General features: G+C 52.9%; 14 protein-coding genes. 7 read left to right on the plus strand and 7 right to left on the minus strand.

The genetic code is table 11. The features are described from left to right. Nucleotides 1-137: 137 nt before the first annotated feature. Nucleotides 138-1,028: a DNA-binding transcriptional regulator HcaR gene (hcaR, locus tag QUE74_RS16655; RefSeq protein WP_000423269.1), complete on the minus strand. Its 891-nt coding sequence runs from the start codon at nt 1,026-1,028 to the stop codon at nt 138-140. 135 nt (nt 1,029-1,163) lie between these two features. Here hcaR and hcaE point away from each other — a divergent pair, with 135 nt between their 5' ends. The 6 genes from hcaE (at nt 1,164) to QUE74_RS16685 (ending at nt 5,900) form a co-directional block, all read left to right on the plus strand. Then, nucleotides 1,164-2,525, plus strand: coding sequence for a 3-phenylpropionate/cinnamic acid dioxygenase subunit alpha (hcaE, locus tag QUE74_RS16660; RefSeq protein WP_000211172.1), 1,362 nt, complete (start codon nt 1,164-1,166; stop codon nt 2,523-2,525). Next, the gene (hcaF, locus tag QUE74_RS16665) at nt 2,522-3,040 is read left to right on the plus strand and encodes a 3-phenylpropionate/cinnamic acid dioxygenase subunit beta (RefSeq protein WP_001276083.1); all 519 of its coding nucleotides are present in this window, start codon (nt 2,522-2,524) and stop codon (nt 3,038-3,040) included. The genes hcaE and hcaF overlap by 4 nt, the downstream gene beginning before the upstream one ends. After that, entirely contained in the window at nt 3,040-3,360 is a 321-nt protein-coding gene (locus QUE74_RS16670) for a bifunctional 3-phenylpropionate/cinnamic acid dioxygenase ferredoxin subunit (protein WP_001080106.1), read from the plus strand. The genes hcaF and QUE74_RS16670 overlap by 1 nt, the downstream gene beginning before the upstream one ends. Continuing rightward, on the plus strand, nt 3,357-4,169 hold the full coding sequence (hcaB, locus tag QUE74_RS16675; RefSeq protein WP_001281377.1) for a 3-phenylpropionate-dihydrodiol/cinnamic acid-dihydrodiol dehydrogenase: 813 nt from the start codon (nt 3,357-3,359) through the stop codon (nt 4,167-4,169). Before QUE74_RS16670 ends, hcaB begins: the two co-directional genes overlap by 4 nt. A 9-nt stretch (nt 4,170-4,178) precedes the next feature. Further along, nucleotides 4,179-5,381: a phenylpropionate dioxygenase ferredoxin reductase subunit gene (gene hcaD / locus QUE74_RS16680; RefSeq protein WP_000660749.1), complete on the plus strand. Its 1,203-nt coding sequence runs from the start codon at nt 4,179-4,181 to the stop codon at nt 5,379-5,381. A 96-nt stretch (nt 5,382-5,477) separates the two neighbouring features. Further along, on the plus strand, nt 5,478-5,900 hold the full coding sequence (locus QUE74_RS16685) for a DoxX family protein (protein ID WP_001094726.1): 423 nt from the start codon (nt 5,478-5,480) through the stop codon (nt 5,898-5,900). A gap of 47 nt (nt 5,901-5,947) precedes the next feature. Here the strand turns inward: QUE74_RS16685 and QUE74_RS16690 are convergent, their stop codons facing one another. The 6 genes from QUE74_RS16690 to QUE74_RS16715 all read right to left on the minus strand — a co-directional run bounded on the left by QUE74_RS16690 (nt 5,948) and on the right by QUE74_RS16715 (nt 14,877). Then, a complete protein-coding gene (locus tag QUE74_RS16690; protein ID WP_000158524.1) occupies nt 5,948-6,820 on the minus strand; it encodes an aldose 1-epimerase in 873 nt (290 codons plus the stop codon). Between the two features lie 11 nt (nt 6,821-6,831). Beyond that, complete coding sequence (locus QUE74_RS16695) at nt 6,832-7,926, minus strand: zinc-dependent alcohol dehydrogenase family protein (protein WP_000700783.1); 1,095 nt, start codon at nt 7,924-7,926, stop codon at nt 6,832-6,834. Between the two features lie 32 nt (nt 7,927-7,958). Beyond that, a complete protein-coding gene (locus tag QUE74_RS16700) occupies nt 7,959-8,957 on the minus strand; it encodes an ABC transporter permease (RefSeq protein WP_001276685.1) in 999 nt (332 codons plus the stop codon). A 24-nt stretch (nt 8,958-8,981) separates the two neighbouring features. Next, nucleotides 8,982-10,493: a sugar ABC transporter ATP-binding protein gene (locus tag QUE74_RS16705; RefSeq protein ID WP_000493448.1), complete on the minus strand. Its 1,512-nt coding sequence runs from the start codon at nt 10,491-10,493 to the stop codon at nt 8,982-8,984. 22 nt (nt 10,494-10,515) lie between these two features. Beyond that, nucleotides 10,516-11,499 (minus strand): substrate-binding domain-containing protein, encoded by a 984-nt coding sequence (locus QUE74_RS16710; protein WP_001124915.1) that lies wholly within the window; start codon nt 11,497-11,499, stop codon nt 10,516-10,518. 96 nt (nt 11,500-11,595) lie between these two features. Next, nucleotides 11,596-14,877 carry a DUF5107 domain-containing protein gene (locus QUE74_RS16715; RefSeq protein ID WP_001354819.1) on the minus strand — a complete coding sequence of 1,094 codons (3,282 nt, stop codon included), beginning with the start codon at nt 14,875-14,877 and terminating at the stop codon, nt 11,596-11,598. A 117-nt stretch (nt 14,878-14,994) separates the two neighbouring features. On the opposite strand from QUE74_RS16715, the gene QUE74_RS16720 reads away from it, so the two are divergent. Beyond that, complete coding sequence (locus QUE74_RS16720; RefSeq protein WP_001354820.1) at nt 14,995-16,188, plus strand: ROK family protein; 1,194 nt, start codon at nt 14,995-14,997, stop codon at nt 16,186-16,188. Nucleotides 16,189-16,300: the final 112 nt, after the last annotated feature.

Genomic DNA, 16,300 nt, shown 5'->3' on the forward strand with positions numbered 1-16,300 from the left:
TAGTCTGGGGTTAATCGAATGTTGGTGCAAGTTGAAAAATAAGAATATTCGAGCCTGCTTCCCGATGTCTGTAACGCCTGTTCGCAAGCACTAAAAAAGCTGCGCCCCACAACGCACCTTGCAAAATTATTGCGTATTTATGCCGTTACGCTTGCCAAACGTTCCTGCACAATGGCGATGAAATCGCGTAATGCCGGTTTCATTTCGCCTTTCTTCCACGCCATTAGTAGGGCAATGGAAGGCACATTTCCGGCAATTGGCCGAAATACCACCTGCCCGGTATTAAAATTATTCATATAACCGGGTATCAAAGTTACGCCAAGCCCCATCCCCACCAAATTCATCGTTACCAGAATATTGGTTGCCACCTGGACGATATTCGGCTGGCTGTTTTCTTGCGCAAACCACTCCTTAACGATCGGCGCAAGCGAACCGGAATATGCCGGATCGGTACTAACGAAATTCACGCCATCCAGCTGCGCGGCGGTGATCTCTTTTTCTTGTGCTAAAGGATGATCAACCGGCAACACCACCACTAATGGTTCGTCAAAAAGTTCCAGATAATCAATCTCCGGGCTATAGACAGGATGGCGCATTAAGCCGACATCCAGTTCACCACGGCGAATTTTTTCTTCCTGTTCCGTGGTAATTAAACTCACCAACTCGATCAAGGTTTCTGGCTGTTTCAGTCGGAACATGGGCAATACTTTTGGCAGTAAATTCACTTCCGCCGATGGCACAAAACCGATGATTAAATGCTTATCTTCCTGAACAATTTTCCGCGCCCGTTGTTTGGCATTTTCCGCTTGTTCCAGGATTGCCTGCGCGTCCTGGAGAAAACATTCTCCCGCCGCCGTCAACGCGACTTTACGTTTATCACGTACCAGTAGCGGAACACCAACACAGTTTTCGAGATCGCGGATCTGGCTGCTTAACGAAGGCTGTGAGGTATGCAGTTTTTCCGCCGCACGGGTAAAGTTCAGTGCCTGCGCCACTGCGACGAAATAGCGTAAATGCCGTAGTTCCATCACCTTCCCCTTGTTATCGAAAAAACGTCTCAGTTGGTAGAAATTAACTATTTCACATATCAGCAACCAACCAGCAACATCCTTATGGCACAAAAATAGAAGGTCAATACATCTTATCTTTCAGGATTAAAAAATATGACCACACCCTCAGATTTGAACATTTACCAACTGATAGACACCCAAAACGGTCGGGTTACTCCGCGTATTTATACCGACCCGGATATTTACCAACTGGAGCTTGAGCGCATTTTCGGTCGTTGCTGGCTATTTCTCGCTCATGAAAGCCAGATCCCTAAACCCGGTGATTTTTTTAACACCTACATGGGAGAAGATGCGGTTGTCGTGGTGCGCCAAAAAGACGGCAGCATCAAGGCGTTTCTCAACCAATGCCGCCACCGGGCCATGCGTGTGAGTTATGCCGATTGCGGCAACACTCGCGCCTTTACCTGCCCGTATCATGGCTGGTCTTATGGTATTAACGGCGAGTTGATTGATGTACCGCTGGAACCTCGCGCCTACCCACAAGGGCTGTGTAAATCCCACTGGGGGTTAAACGAAGTTCCCTGTGTGGAGAGTTATAAGGGGCTGATTTTTGGCAACTGGGATACCTCCGCGCCGGGCCTGCGTGATTACCTGGGTGACATTGCCTGGTATCTGGATGGCATGCTGGATCGTCGCGAAGGCGGCACCGAAATTGTCGGCGGCGTACAAAAGTGGGTGATCAACTGCAACTGGAAATTCCCGGCAGAGCAGTTCGCCAGTGACCAGTATCATGCTCTGTTCAGCCATGCTTCTGCCGTTCAGGTATTAGGGGCGAAAGATGATGGCAGCGATAAGCGTCTCGGTGATGGACAAACCGCCCGCCCGGTGTGGGAAACCGCCAAAGATGCGCTGCAATTTGGTCAGGACGGTCACGGTAGCGGTTTCTTCTTTACCGAAAAGCCAGACGCCAATGTCTGGGTCGATGGTGCAGTTTCCAGCTATTACCGCGAAACCTACGCCGAAGCAGAACAACGTTTAGGCGAAGTTCGCGCCCTGCGCCTGGCGGGTCATAACAATATTTTCCCCACGCTTTCCTGGCTCAACGGCACTGCCACACTCCGCGTCTGGCATCCGCGCGGCCCAGATCAAGTCGAAGTGTGGGCGTTCTGTATTACTGACAAAGCCGCCTCTGATGAGGTTAAAGCCGCTTTTGAAAACAGCGCCACCCGCGCTTTTGGTCCTGCTGGTTTTCTTGAGCAGGATGACTCGGAGAACTGGTGTGAAATTCAAAAATTGCTGAAAGGCCACCGCGCCCGCAACAGTAAACTTTGTCTGGAAATGGGACTTGGTCAGGAAAAACGTCGCGACGACGGCATTCCAGGCATTACAAACTATATCTTCTCAGAAACGGCCGCCCGTGGAATGTATCAACGCTGGGCCGATCTCCTGAGCAGCGAAAGCTGGCAGGAAGTGCTCGATAAAACCGCCGCATACCAGCAGGAGGTGATGAAATGAGTGCGCAGGTTTCACTGGAGTTACATCACCGCATTAGCCAGTTTCTCTATCACGAAGCCAGTCTGCTGGATGACTGGAAATTTCGTGACTGGCTGGCGCAGCTCGACGAAGATATTCGTTACACCATGCGCACCACGGTTAACGCGCAAACGCGTGACCGCCGCAAAGGCGTTCAGCCACCGACAACCTGGATTTTTAATGACACCAAAGACCAGCTGGAGCGGCGAATCGCGCGTCTGGAAACGGGCATGGCCTGGGCGGAAGAGCCGCCGTCGCGCACCCGTCACTTAATCAGCAACTGCCAGGTAAACGAAACCGACATCCCAAACGTGTTTGCTGTGCGGGTAAATTATCTGCTTTATCGGGCACAAAAAGAGCGCGATGAAACATTCTATGTCGGGACTCGTTTTGACAAAGTTCGCCGTCTGGAAGATGACAACTGGCGCTTGCTGGAACGGGATATCGTCCTGGATCAAGCGGTGATCACGTCCCATAACCTGAGTGTACTGTTCTGATGAATCGAATTTATGCGTGTCCCGTTGCGGATGTGCCGGAAGGTGAGGCTCTCCGGCTCGATACCTCGCCCGTCATCGCCCTGTTCAACGTTGGCGGCGAGTTTTATGCCATTAACGATCGTTGCAGTCATGGTAATGCGTCGATGTCAGAAGGGTATCTGGAAGATGATGCTACGGTAGAGTGCCCACTGCACGCCGCCAGTTTTTGCCTGAAAACGGGGAAAGCGTTATGCCTGCCCGCCACCGATCCGCTAACCACTTATCCAGTACACGTTGAAGGTGGTGATATCTTCATCGACTTACCGGAGGCGCAGCCATGAGCGATCTGCATAACGAGTCCATCTTTATTACTGGTGGCGGATCGGGATTAGGACTGGCACTGGTCGAGCGATTTATCGAAGAAGGTGCGCAGGTTGCCACGCTGGAACTGTCGGCGGCAAAAGTCGCCAGTCTGCGTCAGCGATTTGGCGAACATATTCTGGCGGTGGAAGGTAACGTGACCTGCTATGCCGATTATCAACGCGCGGTCGATCAGATCCTGACTCGTTCTGGCAAGCTGGATTGTTTTATCGGCAATGCGGGCATCTGGGATCACAATGCCTCACTGGTTAATACTCCCGCAGAGACGCTCGAAACCGGCTTCCACGAGCTGTTTAACGTCAACGTACTCGGTTACCTGCTGGGCGCAAAAGCCTGCGCTCCGGCGTTAATCGCCAGTGAAGGCAGCATGATTTTCACACTGTCAAATGCCGCCTGGTATCCCGGCGGCGGTGGCCCGCTGTACACCGCCAGTAAACATGCCGCAACCGGACTTATTCGCCAACTGGCTTATGAACTGGCACCGAAAGTGCGGGTGAATGGCGTCGGCCCGTGTGGTATGGCCAGCGACCTGCGCGGCCCACAGGCGCTCGGGCAAAGTGAAACCTCGATAATGCAGTCTCTGACGCCGGAGAAAATTGCCGCCATATTACCGCTGCAATTTTTCCCGCAACCGGCGGATTTTACGGGTCCGTATGTGATGTTGGCATCGCGGCGCAATAATCGCGCATTAAGCGGTGTGATGATCAACGCTGATGCGGGTTTAGCGATTCGCGGCATTCGCCACGTAGCGGCTGGGCTGGATCTTTAAGGAAGCACGATGAAAGAAAAAACGATCATTATTGTCGGTGGCGGGCAAGCGGCGGCAATGGCTGCGGCCTCGCTACGCCAGCAAGGGTTCACCGGTGAGCTGCATCTGTTTTCCGATGAGCAACATCTTCCATATGAACGTCCACCGCTCTCGAAAGCCATGTTGCTGGAGGATTCCCCACAGTTGCAGTCGGTGTTACCCGCTAACTGGTGGCAGGAAAACAATGTTCATCTGCATTCTGGCGTAACCATCAAAACGCTGGGTCGCGACACACGAGAGTTAGTGTTAACCAACGGCGAAAGCTGGCACTGGGATCAGCTGTTTATGGCAACCGGCGCGGCAGCCCGACCGCTGCCATTGCTTGATGCACTGGGAGAACGCTGCTTTACCCTGCGCCATGCCGGCGATGCCGCCAGACTGCGAGAAGTTCTGCAGCCCGAACGGTCAGTCGTGATTGTCGGTGCCGGAACTATTGGTCTGGAACTGGCTGCCAGCGCCACGCAGCGTGGATGTAAGGTGACAGTGATTGAACTGGCGGCAACCGTCATGGGCCGTAATGCACCACCGCCCGTGCAACACTATCTTTTACAGCGCCATCAGCAGGCTGGTGTGAGCATTCTGCTCAATAATGCCATTGAACATGTGGTCGATGGTGAAAAAGTAGAACTGACGCTGCAAAGTGGCGAAACGCTTCAGGCCGATGTGGTGATTTACGGTATTGGTATCAGCGCCAACGACCAACTGGCTCGCGAGGCCAACCTTGATACTGCCAATGGTATTGTCATTGATGAAGCTTGCCGCACCTGCGATCCCGCGATCTTTGCCGGTGGCGATGTGGCAATCACCCGTCTTGATAATGGTGCACTACACCGCTGCGAAAGCTGGGAAAACGCCAACAACCAGGCGCAAATTGCCGCTGCCATAATGTTGGGGCTACCGCTTCCGCGACTACCGCCGCCGTGGTTCTGGAGCGATCAGTACAGTGATAACTTACAGTTTATTGGCGATATGCGTGGCGATGACTGGATTTGTCGTGGCAACCCGGAAACTCAGAAGGCGATTTGGTTTAATCTGCAAAACGGCGTGCTTATCGGTGCGGTAACACTGAATCAGGGCCGTGAGATTCGCCCAATCCGCAAATGGATCCAGAGCGGCAAAACGTTTGATGCGAAACTGCTGATAGATGAGGACATCGCGCTTAAATCACTGTAACCAGGATAATTAGCGAATATCTCAACGCCTGGGGCGTGGCGAGGTACCAGAGTGTGTATTACGTTTAAATCACATTATCTTGCAAAGGGATTGGTTATGAACACACTACGTTATTTTGATTTTGGTGCTGCCCGCCCCGTTTTGTTATTAATTGCCCGTATCGCCGTGGTCTTAATTTTCATTATTTTTGGTTTTCCCAAAATGATGGGCTTTGACGGTACGGTCCAATATATGGCCTCGCTGGGCGCGCCAATGCCGATGCTGGCAGCGATTATTGCGGTAGTTATGGAAGTGCCCGCCGCGATTTTAATCGTGCTTGGCTTTTTCACCCGTCCGCTGGCGGTGCTGTTTATTTTCTACACGCTGGGTACGGCGGTGATTGGTCACCATTACTGGGATATGACCGGCGATGCGGTTGGGCCAAATATGATTAATTTCTGGAAGAATGTCAGTATCGCTGGCGCATTCCTGCTGTTGGCAATTACCGGGCCGGGGGCAATTTCTCTCGATCGGCGTTAGGAAAGATGCCGGATGCGGCGTGAACGCCTTATCCGGCATTTTATAAATTACAGTAACGCAACCCGCAACGACATCTCTGACGTTGTTGATTCCCCCGGCGCAAGCGCAATGAGGTCACCTCCTTCCGGGCGATGATGGTCATCCGGCGCATGGCTCATCGGTTCCAGACAGAAGAAATCAAACGCATATCCTTTATCAAACGCCGGGTCGGAAACAAAGATGAAATAACATGGTGCAGGTGGCGTCGTTTCCATGATGATGGCATAACCCTCCTGCGGCTGCTCAATGCGGGCCTGACCATTCCATCCGGCAAAGCCATTGTTCACCCACTGGTGCGGCAACGGCGCGAGCTGGTTGAAATCCAGCTCCTGCGGTAGCTGCTCGCAAAACTCCCCCGCCAGCCACTGCTCCCGTTCCAGCCAGTAACCGCTCGCCTGCGCCTGAATCCGCGTTTGTGGTGACAACGGAAAATAAGGATGCCAGCCGGTACCAAATGGCAGCGTCTCTGCCCCTTGATTGGTGACAGAGAGCGTCACCGTCAGCGTATCTGCCGTTAAATGAAACGCCTGACTTACCCGATAGTGATAAACACCGCTGCGATGTTCATACACCAGACACAAGCTATCATCGCTGCGCGAGACACATTGCCACTGCCCCAGCCAGCCGTCGCCGTGCAGATAGTGCGCATCCCACTCAACATTCGGTTGCAGTTGATACTCACGCCCCTGCCAGACAAAACGGTTGCCACTCACCCGGTTTGCAAACGGCACCAGCGGAAAACAAGAGGCATCGGTTGCCACACCGCTTTTTTTACCGGGACGTAAGAGCGGCGTCGCGTCACGCCAGAAGCCTTCGATGACGCCGCCCCGGTCAGAAACGTCCAGCTTTAGCGGCCCGTGAGATAAGGTATAGATGGTCATCCGCTGACTCCTTAATCCGGGAAGTTAATCACAACTTTCCCGCATTTGCCGCTCGCCATCAGCGCATAGGCATCACCTGCCTGTTCCAGCGTGAAGCGGTGGGTAATGGCGTTACGCGGCCACAGTTTCCAGTCCGTTAAATCGTGGGCGCATTTTTCCATATGGAACAGACTGGTCACCCAGGAGCCAATAATCCGCCGTTGATGATGCATCAGATCAGCGCTAACCTCGAACTCCACTTTTCCGGTTTCCCCGATGTAAACCACCCGTCCCCAGTCAGCAGTGGATTGCAACGCCAGTAAGCGACCTGCGGCATTACCGGAACAATCGAGCGCAACATCCGCGCCACCGTGGGTGAGTTCGGCGATAATCTGCGGCAGGCCTTCGGTCGTTGCTAAATAGCCGTGATCCATCACCCCTAACTGTTTCGCCATCGCCAGACGTTCCGGCAGCATATCAACGCCGATGATCCTTTTTGCACCGCGACCTTTCGCCAGCATCATCGCCATCATGCCGACCGGCCCCAGACCGACCACCAGCACGTTATCACTGCCGGAAACTTCGCCGCGCAAAATCCCTTCATACGCTGTGCCAACGCCACAACTGATAAACGCACCATCTTCGTAGCTCAACGCATCCGGCAGGAGGATCAGATCTTTTTCTTCCGCCAGCAGGTATTCGGCATGACCGCCATCACGCTGCCAGCCGTAAGCGGCTTTTCCTTCGCCAGTACAAGAGATAGGAAAACCGCGACGGCAGTTCAGGCAAAAACCACAGCCAGAAATGTGATACACCAGCACGCGGTCGCCCTCTTTAAAATGGCGGCAGCCTTGCCCCATCGCCACAATCTGCCCGCACGGTTCATGACCGTTGATAAATCCCTGGTATAACGGTTTATCGGGTGCCGCCGCCGTAGCGCGGTGCTGGTGGTAGATATAGTGGACATCGCTCCCGCAAATTCCGGAGGATTTCATTTTGATCAGTACCTGGTTAATCCCCGGCGTCGGCACCGCAACTTCCCGCAGATCGACGGTCGAATTTCCTGGTAAATAAGCTGCCAGCATCGTTTTCATAAATCCCTCATTAACAATACGATTAATTTTCATCCCTGCCGCACCCGCGCCAGGGGCGTTAAGGTTTAGCGTTTCGCTTTACTGCTACGCTGGGTCAGCAAGATATTCGCCAGCACCGCCACCACGATGATGACGCCGCGCACCACCTGCTGGAAAAAGGAGTTAATCCCGAGCAGCACCAGACCGTTACCGATTAGCGTAATCACCAGCACACCAAGCAACGTACCGAACAAGGAACCGCGACCGCCGGAAAGTGCCGTACCGCCAACCACGACCGCGGCGATCACGTCAAACTCCAGACCGTTTGCGGCACCTGCGTTACCAGAACCGAGGCGCGCCGCCAACAAAATGCCGGTCACCGCCGCTAATAATCCCGAAAGGGTAAAAATAAGAATGCGTACCCGACGAACATTAATACCGCACAACTGCGCCGCCGTGGCATTACCGCCAACAGCAAAAACCGAGCGCCCGAAGGCGGTTTTGCGGCTAATGAACACAAACAGCGCAAACAACACCATCATGATCAGCGCGGATACTGGCACACCGAGAAATTGTCCCCCCAGCCAGTCCAGTACCTCGTTTTCGTCAATCGGCACTGGCAGGGCATTAGTCATAAACAGCCCCATTCCGCGCAGGGCGCTCCACAGCCCCAGCGTGGCAACGAAACTGGGCACGTTAAACACGCCGCGCAGCACGCCCGCCAGCGTCCCCATCAGCGCGCCTAACAGCAACACCAGCAGACAAGCAATCGCCAGTGGAACGTCAAATTGCAGCAAAAATGCCAGGCACACCGAGACAAAAGCCACCATCGGTCCAACACTGACATCAATTTCACCGGAGATAATAATCAGCGTCATTGCCCAGGCGGCAATCCCGATGGTGGCAGCATCGCGCAGCACGTTCATCTGATTATTCAATGAGATAAAGCCCGGTGCGTTCAGGGAGAAGACCAGATAAAGAATGGCGATTACCACCAGCAAACCAATCTCATTAATATGGCGACTGACAAATTGTTTGAGCGAGACGCTCTTGCCCTGCGGCAATGATAATGACGAAGCAGACATCTTCAGGTTCCTCGGTAAAATTCATCAGTGCACAGACAGAATGGCGGACATCAGCTCATCCACATTGACCGGCGAGTGAAACTCCTGCGAGAACGTACCGTGCTGTAATAACAGGATGCGGTCGCACACCAGCGGCAACTCCTCCACTTCACTGGAGATAAACACCACGCTTTTCCCTTCGGCAGCCAGCTCGCGGACAATACGGTAAATCTGCTGTTTGGCTTCGATATCGACGCCGCGCGTTGGCTCGTCGAGCAATAAAATCTGGCTGGCGGCATAGACCCAACGACCGATCACCACTTTTTGCTGATTGCCGCCAGAAAGCGTACCAATAGGCGTTTCGCTACTGGCTGCCTTGACCGTCATCCGCTGCATCACCTCTTCGGTCAGGCGGCGGATGGTGGACCATTGCAGCACACCGTTGGCGCTGATTTTTTGCCGATTGGTCAGTACCGTATTTTCGTCAACGCCCAGCCAGGGAATGATCCCCGCTTCTTTGCGGTTTTCTGGCGTATAGCCAATACCGCGTTTCAGCATCTCGCCGTAATCGGGGCGCGTGATTTTCTCGCCGTTGATAACAATTTCGCCCTGTTCATACGTCTCCAGCCCAACAATCGCCTTCAGCAATTCACTGCGCCCTGCCCCCAGCAGGCCAGCAATGCCGAGCACTTCGCCACGACGCAGGGAAAAACTGATCTCCGTAAGTTTTGGTCTGTGGCGTAACGCGCGAACTTCCAGTACGGTCTGGTCCGCAATCTCCTGAGCTACAACCGGTGCAAGATCAACGTGATCGCGCCCGAGCATCAGCGACACAATATGACGGGTTGAGGTGTTTTCGAGCATCACATCGCCCGCCACCTGACCATCGCGCATAACGGTGGCACAGGAGGCAATGCGGCGAATTTCTTCCATCCGGTGGCTGACATAAATCACCGCCACGCCCAGTGCTGACATTTTTTTCACGGCGCTGATTACCAGTTCAACTTCCGTACTGGCAAGCGAGCTGGTGGGTTCATCAAGAATGACCACGCGCGGCTCGCCTTTCATCACCCGCGCAATTTCCACCAGTTGCTTTTGCGCCGGGCTTAGTGTCGAAACAAGTTGTTCAGGACTAACGTCAACGCCCAACGCCTGCAAGCAACGTTGGGCGTCATGCGCCATTTGCAGGTAATCAATCATGCCGTTGCGGCGGGGCCACTGACCGAGGCAGAGGTTTTCCGCCACTGTCAGCCCTTCCACCAGACTTAATTCCTGATAAACCGCGCGTACCCCCAGTTCAGCGGCACGGCGAGTCAGCGTAGCTTCGTCGCCTTCCAGTCGCGTCTCGCCAATCCAGATATCACCGCTATCCGGACGTTCGCTACCGGTAAGCATTCGAATGAGGGTCGATTTTCCCGCACCGTTTTTGCCTAACAGCGCGCGAACTTCGCCTTTATTGAGCGTAAAGTTAACGTTATCCAGCGCAACGACGCCGGGGTAACGCTTATTTCCTGCCACCACTTTTGCTACCGGAACTGCCTCTGTTGCCGTGAACATAGGGACCTCTGCGAATCAGCGATTAGGGCAGACCATCAACGTGCGTTGCCAGCCACTGTTTACCGTCTTCCGTTTTGGTATAGAGATCGATTGGCACCTGAATCACTTTTTCACCGTCGGCTTGTTTATTGATAACCTTCAATGTTTGCGCGAAAACAGCATTGCCCATTTTCTTACCGGAAATATCCACTACCGCTTTCAGCACCTGGTTATTTTCCAGTTCCTGTGCAATTTCAGTGGTCATATCCGAACCGAAAACGGCAATTTTTCCAGCCTGATTTTGATTACGTACCGCTTTTACCGCGCCGAGTGTCGCTCCCCCCGATTCCCCCATAATGGCGTTGAGATCTGGCGTGGAGATAATCAATTTTTCACCAACAGAAATCGCTTTATCTAAAACAGTCCCTTCCTGATTAGCGACAATTTTCGCGCCGGGAACGCGGGCTTTTAATACTTCTTCAAACCCTTTACGTCGTTGCACACAAACTTCAAAGGCTTCGCAATTGATGACGGCAATTTTCGGCTGGTCAATTTTGTTGGCAATAAAATAATCGGCGGCAGCGTTACCCAGTTTTTTACCAAATTCCAGCGGGTCGCCAACCAGATATGCCGAGACATATTTATCGACACCCTTTTGATTAATACAGGTGTTGTAGCAAATCACCGGAATACCCGCCTCACTGGCGCGGCGAACGGTGCGGCTACTGCCATTTTCGGACACTGCCGACAAAATAATGGCATCGACATTACGCGCCACGAGGGTATCAACAAAGGTACTTTCTTTCGAAATATCGCCCTGGGCGTTAGTTTCAATTAACTGTACCTGTACTGAAGAATCTTTTGCCGCATCCTGAACGCCCTGGCGCACTCCAGCGTAATATCCCTGGGTATCAAGGTATATTGCGCCAATGGTCATTTCTTTATCCGCAGCGTTGGCAAATAGTGTGCTACCTAATAGCGTAGCCATTAATAATAGATTACGGGTTGTTCTCATTTTTTTAGGCATAGTGCCTCCTGTAGGGTTTTTATTTACAACGGCTTATTTTAATTATTTGAGCGTGAGCGGCAGCGCGTGCCGCTCAAATATTACAGTTAATAAGGTTTAGTGAACGCGGTTAAAAATAAAAGGCATCACGGTGGTGAATAATGCCGCTTTCGGCCAGGCCGGATTAATCGCCGTCAATTCAGCGCGAGCAGATTCGTATTGCGCAATCTCGCCTAATCCCGCGGCCGCCAGCATCGCCACCATCAGGCATTTTTCTTTATGTTGCTGTTGTAAATCGCCATACAGCGATAACAAGTCAGGTTGCGAGACGGCAAAGAAATCCGCTTCGATACTGGTTTTTGCCATCTCTTGCGCCCACTGTTTCATTTCACTAAACAGTTGCTGTGCGGTTTTTTGTTCGCCCAGTAATCGCAACGCCATCCCTTGCCAGAAGAGATAATCAACCGGTTGATCGTTGTAATAACTGTGAATGTTAATGGTGCGATCGCCAGTCGCCGCCAGACGTAAACAGCGCGTTGCTGCAGTTTCATCGCCCTGGGCTTTGGCACATATCGCCTGCCAGAACCAGATGTCGTTGTCAGTTTGCCCCGGTAAACGGCCTTCGCTTAAATTCTCCGGATAGTGCAGCGCGGCATGAAGCAGTTCGCTGGCCTGCTGCAGTTGTCTGGCATCAAGGTGTTGCCAGGCGCGTAACAACTGGTTGAGGATAAACTGACTGGTGACTTTCCCTTCTCCGCCTTCCCACGGATGGAATTTACGCGTGGCGAGAATGTCTGCCGCTTTGTCCGCCTGACCAGTGAGATGCCACAAATTGAGCAATTCTGCGGTCATGTCGTCGCGTTTCAGAGCAATTTCCAGATTATTTTCCAGACGAGCCAGTCGTTTCTCCGGTGCGGCTCCGGTTAGCTTATCCAGCAAATCCCGTTCAAAAAGCAGACGAGCATCCTGCGGCGCAAGCTGATAAGCACTATCAAGATAACGCGCGGCCAGTTCATAATCATGCTGCTTATTCCACGCATGGATTGCCAGCCCACGCCAGCCGTCGGCAAACTCCGGCGACATCTCAACGCAACGTTGCCATAAGGCAATTGCTTTGCCGTAGCTGCGCTTGTTGTAGTAGAAACAGGCCAGTAAATGCCGGGCAAACCAGCACTCTTCAATACTCTCCAGCGCCGCAACCTCTTCCAGCGTATTAGGGAAACGGACAAACTGCGGGAAAACATCAATGGCTTTTGCGACCAGTTCGCCGCGTTCAGCTTTCGGCAGCAAGCTGGCTTGCAGGTAAAGCGGTAGCGTGCGCTGACAGTCCAGTGCGTTCAGCATCTCTGCCGCCAGAGCGGGCATGCCCCAGTTAATCAGTTGCCCGGCGGTCATCAGGGCGTTAACGTCGCGTCCCTGACACAGACCTCGCCACTGTACGAGGGCAGATTCGCTACAACCATCGAACCAGTTCAGCCACCACAGAGTGGCGTTCAGCGGATAATCACGCAGCAACTTCTCTCGCTGCAAACGCGCGTTGTCCTGACGACCACTTAACACCAGCAGCAGGTTATGCAGGCAAAGCACTTCCTGATTGGTTGGGCAGGCGCGAAGACTTTGTTGGCAAAAATCCAGACCAGCGTCAAAGTTACCATTACGCGCAGCCAGCCGTGCCAGACCATAATAGCCACCCGCTTTACTGTTGCCGCTCCAGACCGCACGCCAGAAATCCTCTTCGGCTTGTTGATATTGCCCCTGACGTTCGTAAGCACTGGCGCGAATTAAACTCGCCTGTCCGCACTGCGGGTTTTTGTTCAACGCATGTGCGCGTTTCAGCGCCTGAGTGGCATACGCCACCGTTTGCGGGAAGTCGGCGCGGTTATATTCCAGCATCGCCAACGCCAGGTTACAGCGATAATCCAGCGGGTCCAGCGCCACGCCGCGCAGGTAGTAATCGAAGGGGGAACGGCTGGCATGATGATATTGCTCCAGATGCTGCCCGATAAACCAGGCTTCATCTGTACTGGTAATCTCTTGTGCTGCCAGTGGCGCTTTGGCGACGTCCGGCAACGGCAACTCTTGCGGCTGATGTTCCTGATAACTCAGTACGATATTGCCGTCAGCATCGGAGAGTTCAATGGTTAGTCTGTCAGGATTGATACCATGCAACACGCCCTGAATGGCGTTCGCTGGTGTCAGAGCCACGGCATCGTCGAGTAACGCGTTGCATCTGCCGATTTCGCGGATCGCCAGCCGGTATCCGTTCAACGGGGAGATGGCATACAGCCCCCACTCAATCCCCCGCTCGCTACGCTGGAGTTTAATCACCGCATCGCGGGAGGCGTTTTGCACCATGCCCAGAGAATGATAAGGCAGGAAATACTGCTCGAAACGCTTCTCTTCGTAAGCATCAAGCCAGGTAAAATCGGGCTGGTTATCGGCAAAAATACCCGTCATCAGTTCGATATACGGGCCGTTATTGTCGGTCAGGCTCTTATCCCACGCCTGGCCGAATTCACTGTGTCCCCAGCTCCACTGTTTTTTACCTGGCGCGATGTGGTGGTTGGCAACGTGTAGCAAACCGCCATCTTCATCGTGACACCATGCGCCAACAAAATCGTACTGCGATTTTTCGGCCATATACGAAGTCGGCACTGGCACATTTTTATAGCGAGAAATATCCACTCCGGCGGAGTAGTCCACTTTGTAGTAAGTGCCGGTAGCGATAGGGAAAGCTGAAACAGCCCGTTTGCCGTGATCAAACACCGCCGTTACATCCGGCGGGAAAACGCTCTGATGCCCTTCGCCACCTTTCACTGCCGGGTTGGCCCACCACAAGAAATGACGCGGCGTGGCATTGCCGTTATAGACGCGGCTGGCAATCTCCAGCGCCGCCCGGTCAGGGCGTAGTGTGAAACCGGTCATCACCTGTAAACCGTGCATCGGCTCCGTTTCGCCGACCCACACCGTCTGTGCGCCGTCTTCATGGGCTTCGAGGGTGAAATCAACGGGCATAAAGGTAGTCGGGCGATGGTGTTGTGGCCAGTTAAACTCAATCCCGCCCGAAATCCACGGCCCCAATAGCCCTACCAGCGCCGGTTTAATCACCTCATTGTGATAGACAAAATCGCGCTGTTTCACTTTATCCCAAGCGCGATGCACCCGACCGCCCAACTCCGGCAGGATCATCACTTTGATATAGTCGTTTTCCAGCCACACCGCTTGCCAGGATTTCAGGACTTTCTGCTCGCTCAGCGTATCGGTCACGCCGTAGGGATAAACCGCGCCGGACGATCCCTGATAAACGCGATTTTCCAGGAACATAGGGTGTATATCCTGCGGCCCGGTTTCATAAGTCGGGATCTCAACGCGCTCTTGCCACACTTTTACTGGAGTCATAGTGCCCTCAATATTAACAAGACATACTGAATTAAAAGATTTGTGGCAGTGTATTGAACAATCTGGCAATGTTTTCGCGGAATAATCACGCAATTAACTAAACAAGGTTTAGTGAAGATGAGAGCCTGCATTAATAATCAACAGATTCGCCACCATAACAAATGCGTGATTCTGGAACTGCTGTACCGGCAAAAGCGCGCCAATAAATCAACGCTGGCCCGGCTGGCGCAAATTTCAATTCCAGCGGTCAGTAATATTTTGCAGGAGCTGGAAAGCGAAAAACGGGTGGTGAATATCGACGATGAAAGCCAGACGCGCGGGCACAGTAGCGGTACATGGCTGATCGCGCCGGAAGGTGACTGGACGCTGTGCCTGAACGTGACGCCCACCAGCATTGAGTGTCAGGTCGCTAATGCCTGTTTAAGTCCGAAAGGCGAATTTGAATATTTTCAGATTGATGCACCGACACCGCAGGCTCTGTTGTCCGAAATCGAAAAATGCTGGCATCGCCATCGTAAACTGTGGCCAGACCGTACCATCAACCTGGCGCTGGCTATCCACGGTCAGGTTGATCCAGTGACTGGCGTGTCGCAAACCATGCCGCAAGCGCCGTGGACAACACCGGTTGAGGTGAAGTATCTGCTGGAAGAGAAGCTGGGCATTCGGGTGATGGTCGATAATGACTGCGTGATGCTGGCGCTGGCGGAGAAATGGCAAAATAATTCGCAAGGACGGGATTTCTGCGTGATCAACGTTGATTACGGTATTGGCTCGTCGTTCGTGATTAACGAGCAAATTTATCGCGGCAGTTTGTATGGTAGCGGACAGATTGGTCACACCATCGTTAATCCGGATGGCGTCGCCTGCGACTGTGGACGTTATGGCTGCCTGGAAACCGTCGCCTCGTTAAGCGCATTAAAAAAACAGGCGCGAGTATGGCTAAAATCACAACCGGTTAATACTCAGCTTGATCCTGAAAAATTGACAACCGCACAATTAATCGCTGCCTGGCAGAGTGGAGAACCGTGGATCACCAGCTGGGTTGACCGCAGTGCCAACGCCATTGGTTTGAGTCTGTATAACTTCCTCAATATCCTCAATATTAATCAGATTTGGCTGTATGGTCGCAGCTGCGCCTTTGGTGAGAACTGGCTTAATTCCATTATTCGCCAGACAGGATTTAACCCGTTCGACCGTGACGAAGGACCGAGCGTGAAAGCGACACAGATTGGCTTTGGGCAATTAAGCCGCGCACAGCAGGTGCTGGGGATTGGCTATTTGTATGTTGAGGCGCAGTTACGACAGATTTGATGGCACGATAACGTAACAAGGCTTCCCTAAGGAAGCCTTGATGATCACAAACGAAAAATTGCCTGATGCGCTACGCTTATCAGGCCTACACGGAGATTGCAATATCTTGAAT

Source organism: Escherichia sp. 10290, assembly GCF_030295155.1.
Taxonomy (GTDB): domain Bacteria; phylum Pseudomonadota; class Gammaproteobacteria; order Enterobacterales; family Enterobacteriaceae; genus Escherichia; species Escherichia coli_F.

Coding starts and splice junctions, on each gene's coding strand:
- QUE74_RS16700 (WP_001276685.1), bottom strand. CDS start 8,957: ATGTCTGCTTCGTCATTATCATTGCCGCAGGGCAAGAGCGTCTCGCTC.
- QUE74_RS16715 (WP_001354819.1), bottom strand. CDS start 14,877: ATGACTCCAGTAAAAGTGTGGCAAGAGCGCGTTGAGATCCCGACTTAT.
- QUE74_RS16685 (WP_001094726.1), top strand. CDS start 5,478: ATGAACACACTACGTTATTTTGATTTTGGTGCTGCCCGCCCCGTTTTG.
- hcaF (WP_001276083.1), top strand. CDS start 2,522: ATGAGTGCGCAGGTTTCACTGGAGTTACATCACCGCATTAGCCAGTTT.
- QUE74_RS16705 (WP_000493448.1), bottom strand. CDS start 10,493: ATGTTCACGGCAACAGAGGCAGTTCCGGTAGCAAAAGTGGTGGCAGGA.
- hcaR (WP_000423269.1), bottom strand. CDS start 1,028: ATGGAACTACGGCATTTACGCTATTTCGTCGCAGTGGCGCAGGCACTG.
- hcaD (WP_000660749.1), top strand. CDS start 4,179: ATGAAAGAAAAAACGATCATTATTGTCGGTGGCGGGCAAGCGGCGGCA.
- QUE74_RS16690 (WP_000158524.1), bottom strand. CDS start 6,820: ATGACCATCTATACCTTATCTCACGGGCCGCTAAAGCTGGACGTTTCT.
- hcaB (WP_001281377.1), top strand. CDS start 3,357: ATGAGCGATCTGCATAACGAGTCCATCTTTATTACTGGTGGCGGATCG.
- QUE74_RS16670 (WP_001080106.1), top strand. CDS start 3,040: ATGAATCGAATTTATGCGTGTCCCGTTGCGGATGTGCCGGAAGGTGAG.
- hcaE (WP_000211172.1), top strand. CDS start 1,164: ATGACCACACCCTCAGATTTGAACATTTACCAACTGATAGACACCCAA.
- QUE74_RS16695 (WP_000700783.1), bottom strand. CDS start 7,926: ATGAAAATTAATCGTATTGTTAATGAGGGATTTATGAAAACGATGCTG.
- QUE74_RS16720 (WP_001354820.1), top strand. CDS start 14,995: ATGAGAGCCTGCATTAATAATCAACAGATTCGCCACCATAACAAATGC.
- QUE74_RS16710 (WP_001124915.1), bottom strand. CDS start 11,499: ATGCCTAAAAAAATGAGAACAACCCGTAATCTATTATTAATGGCTACG.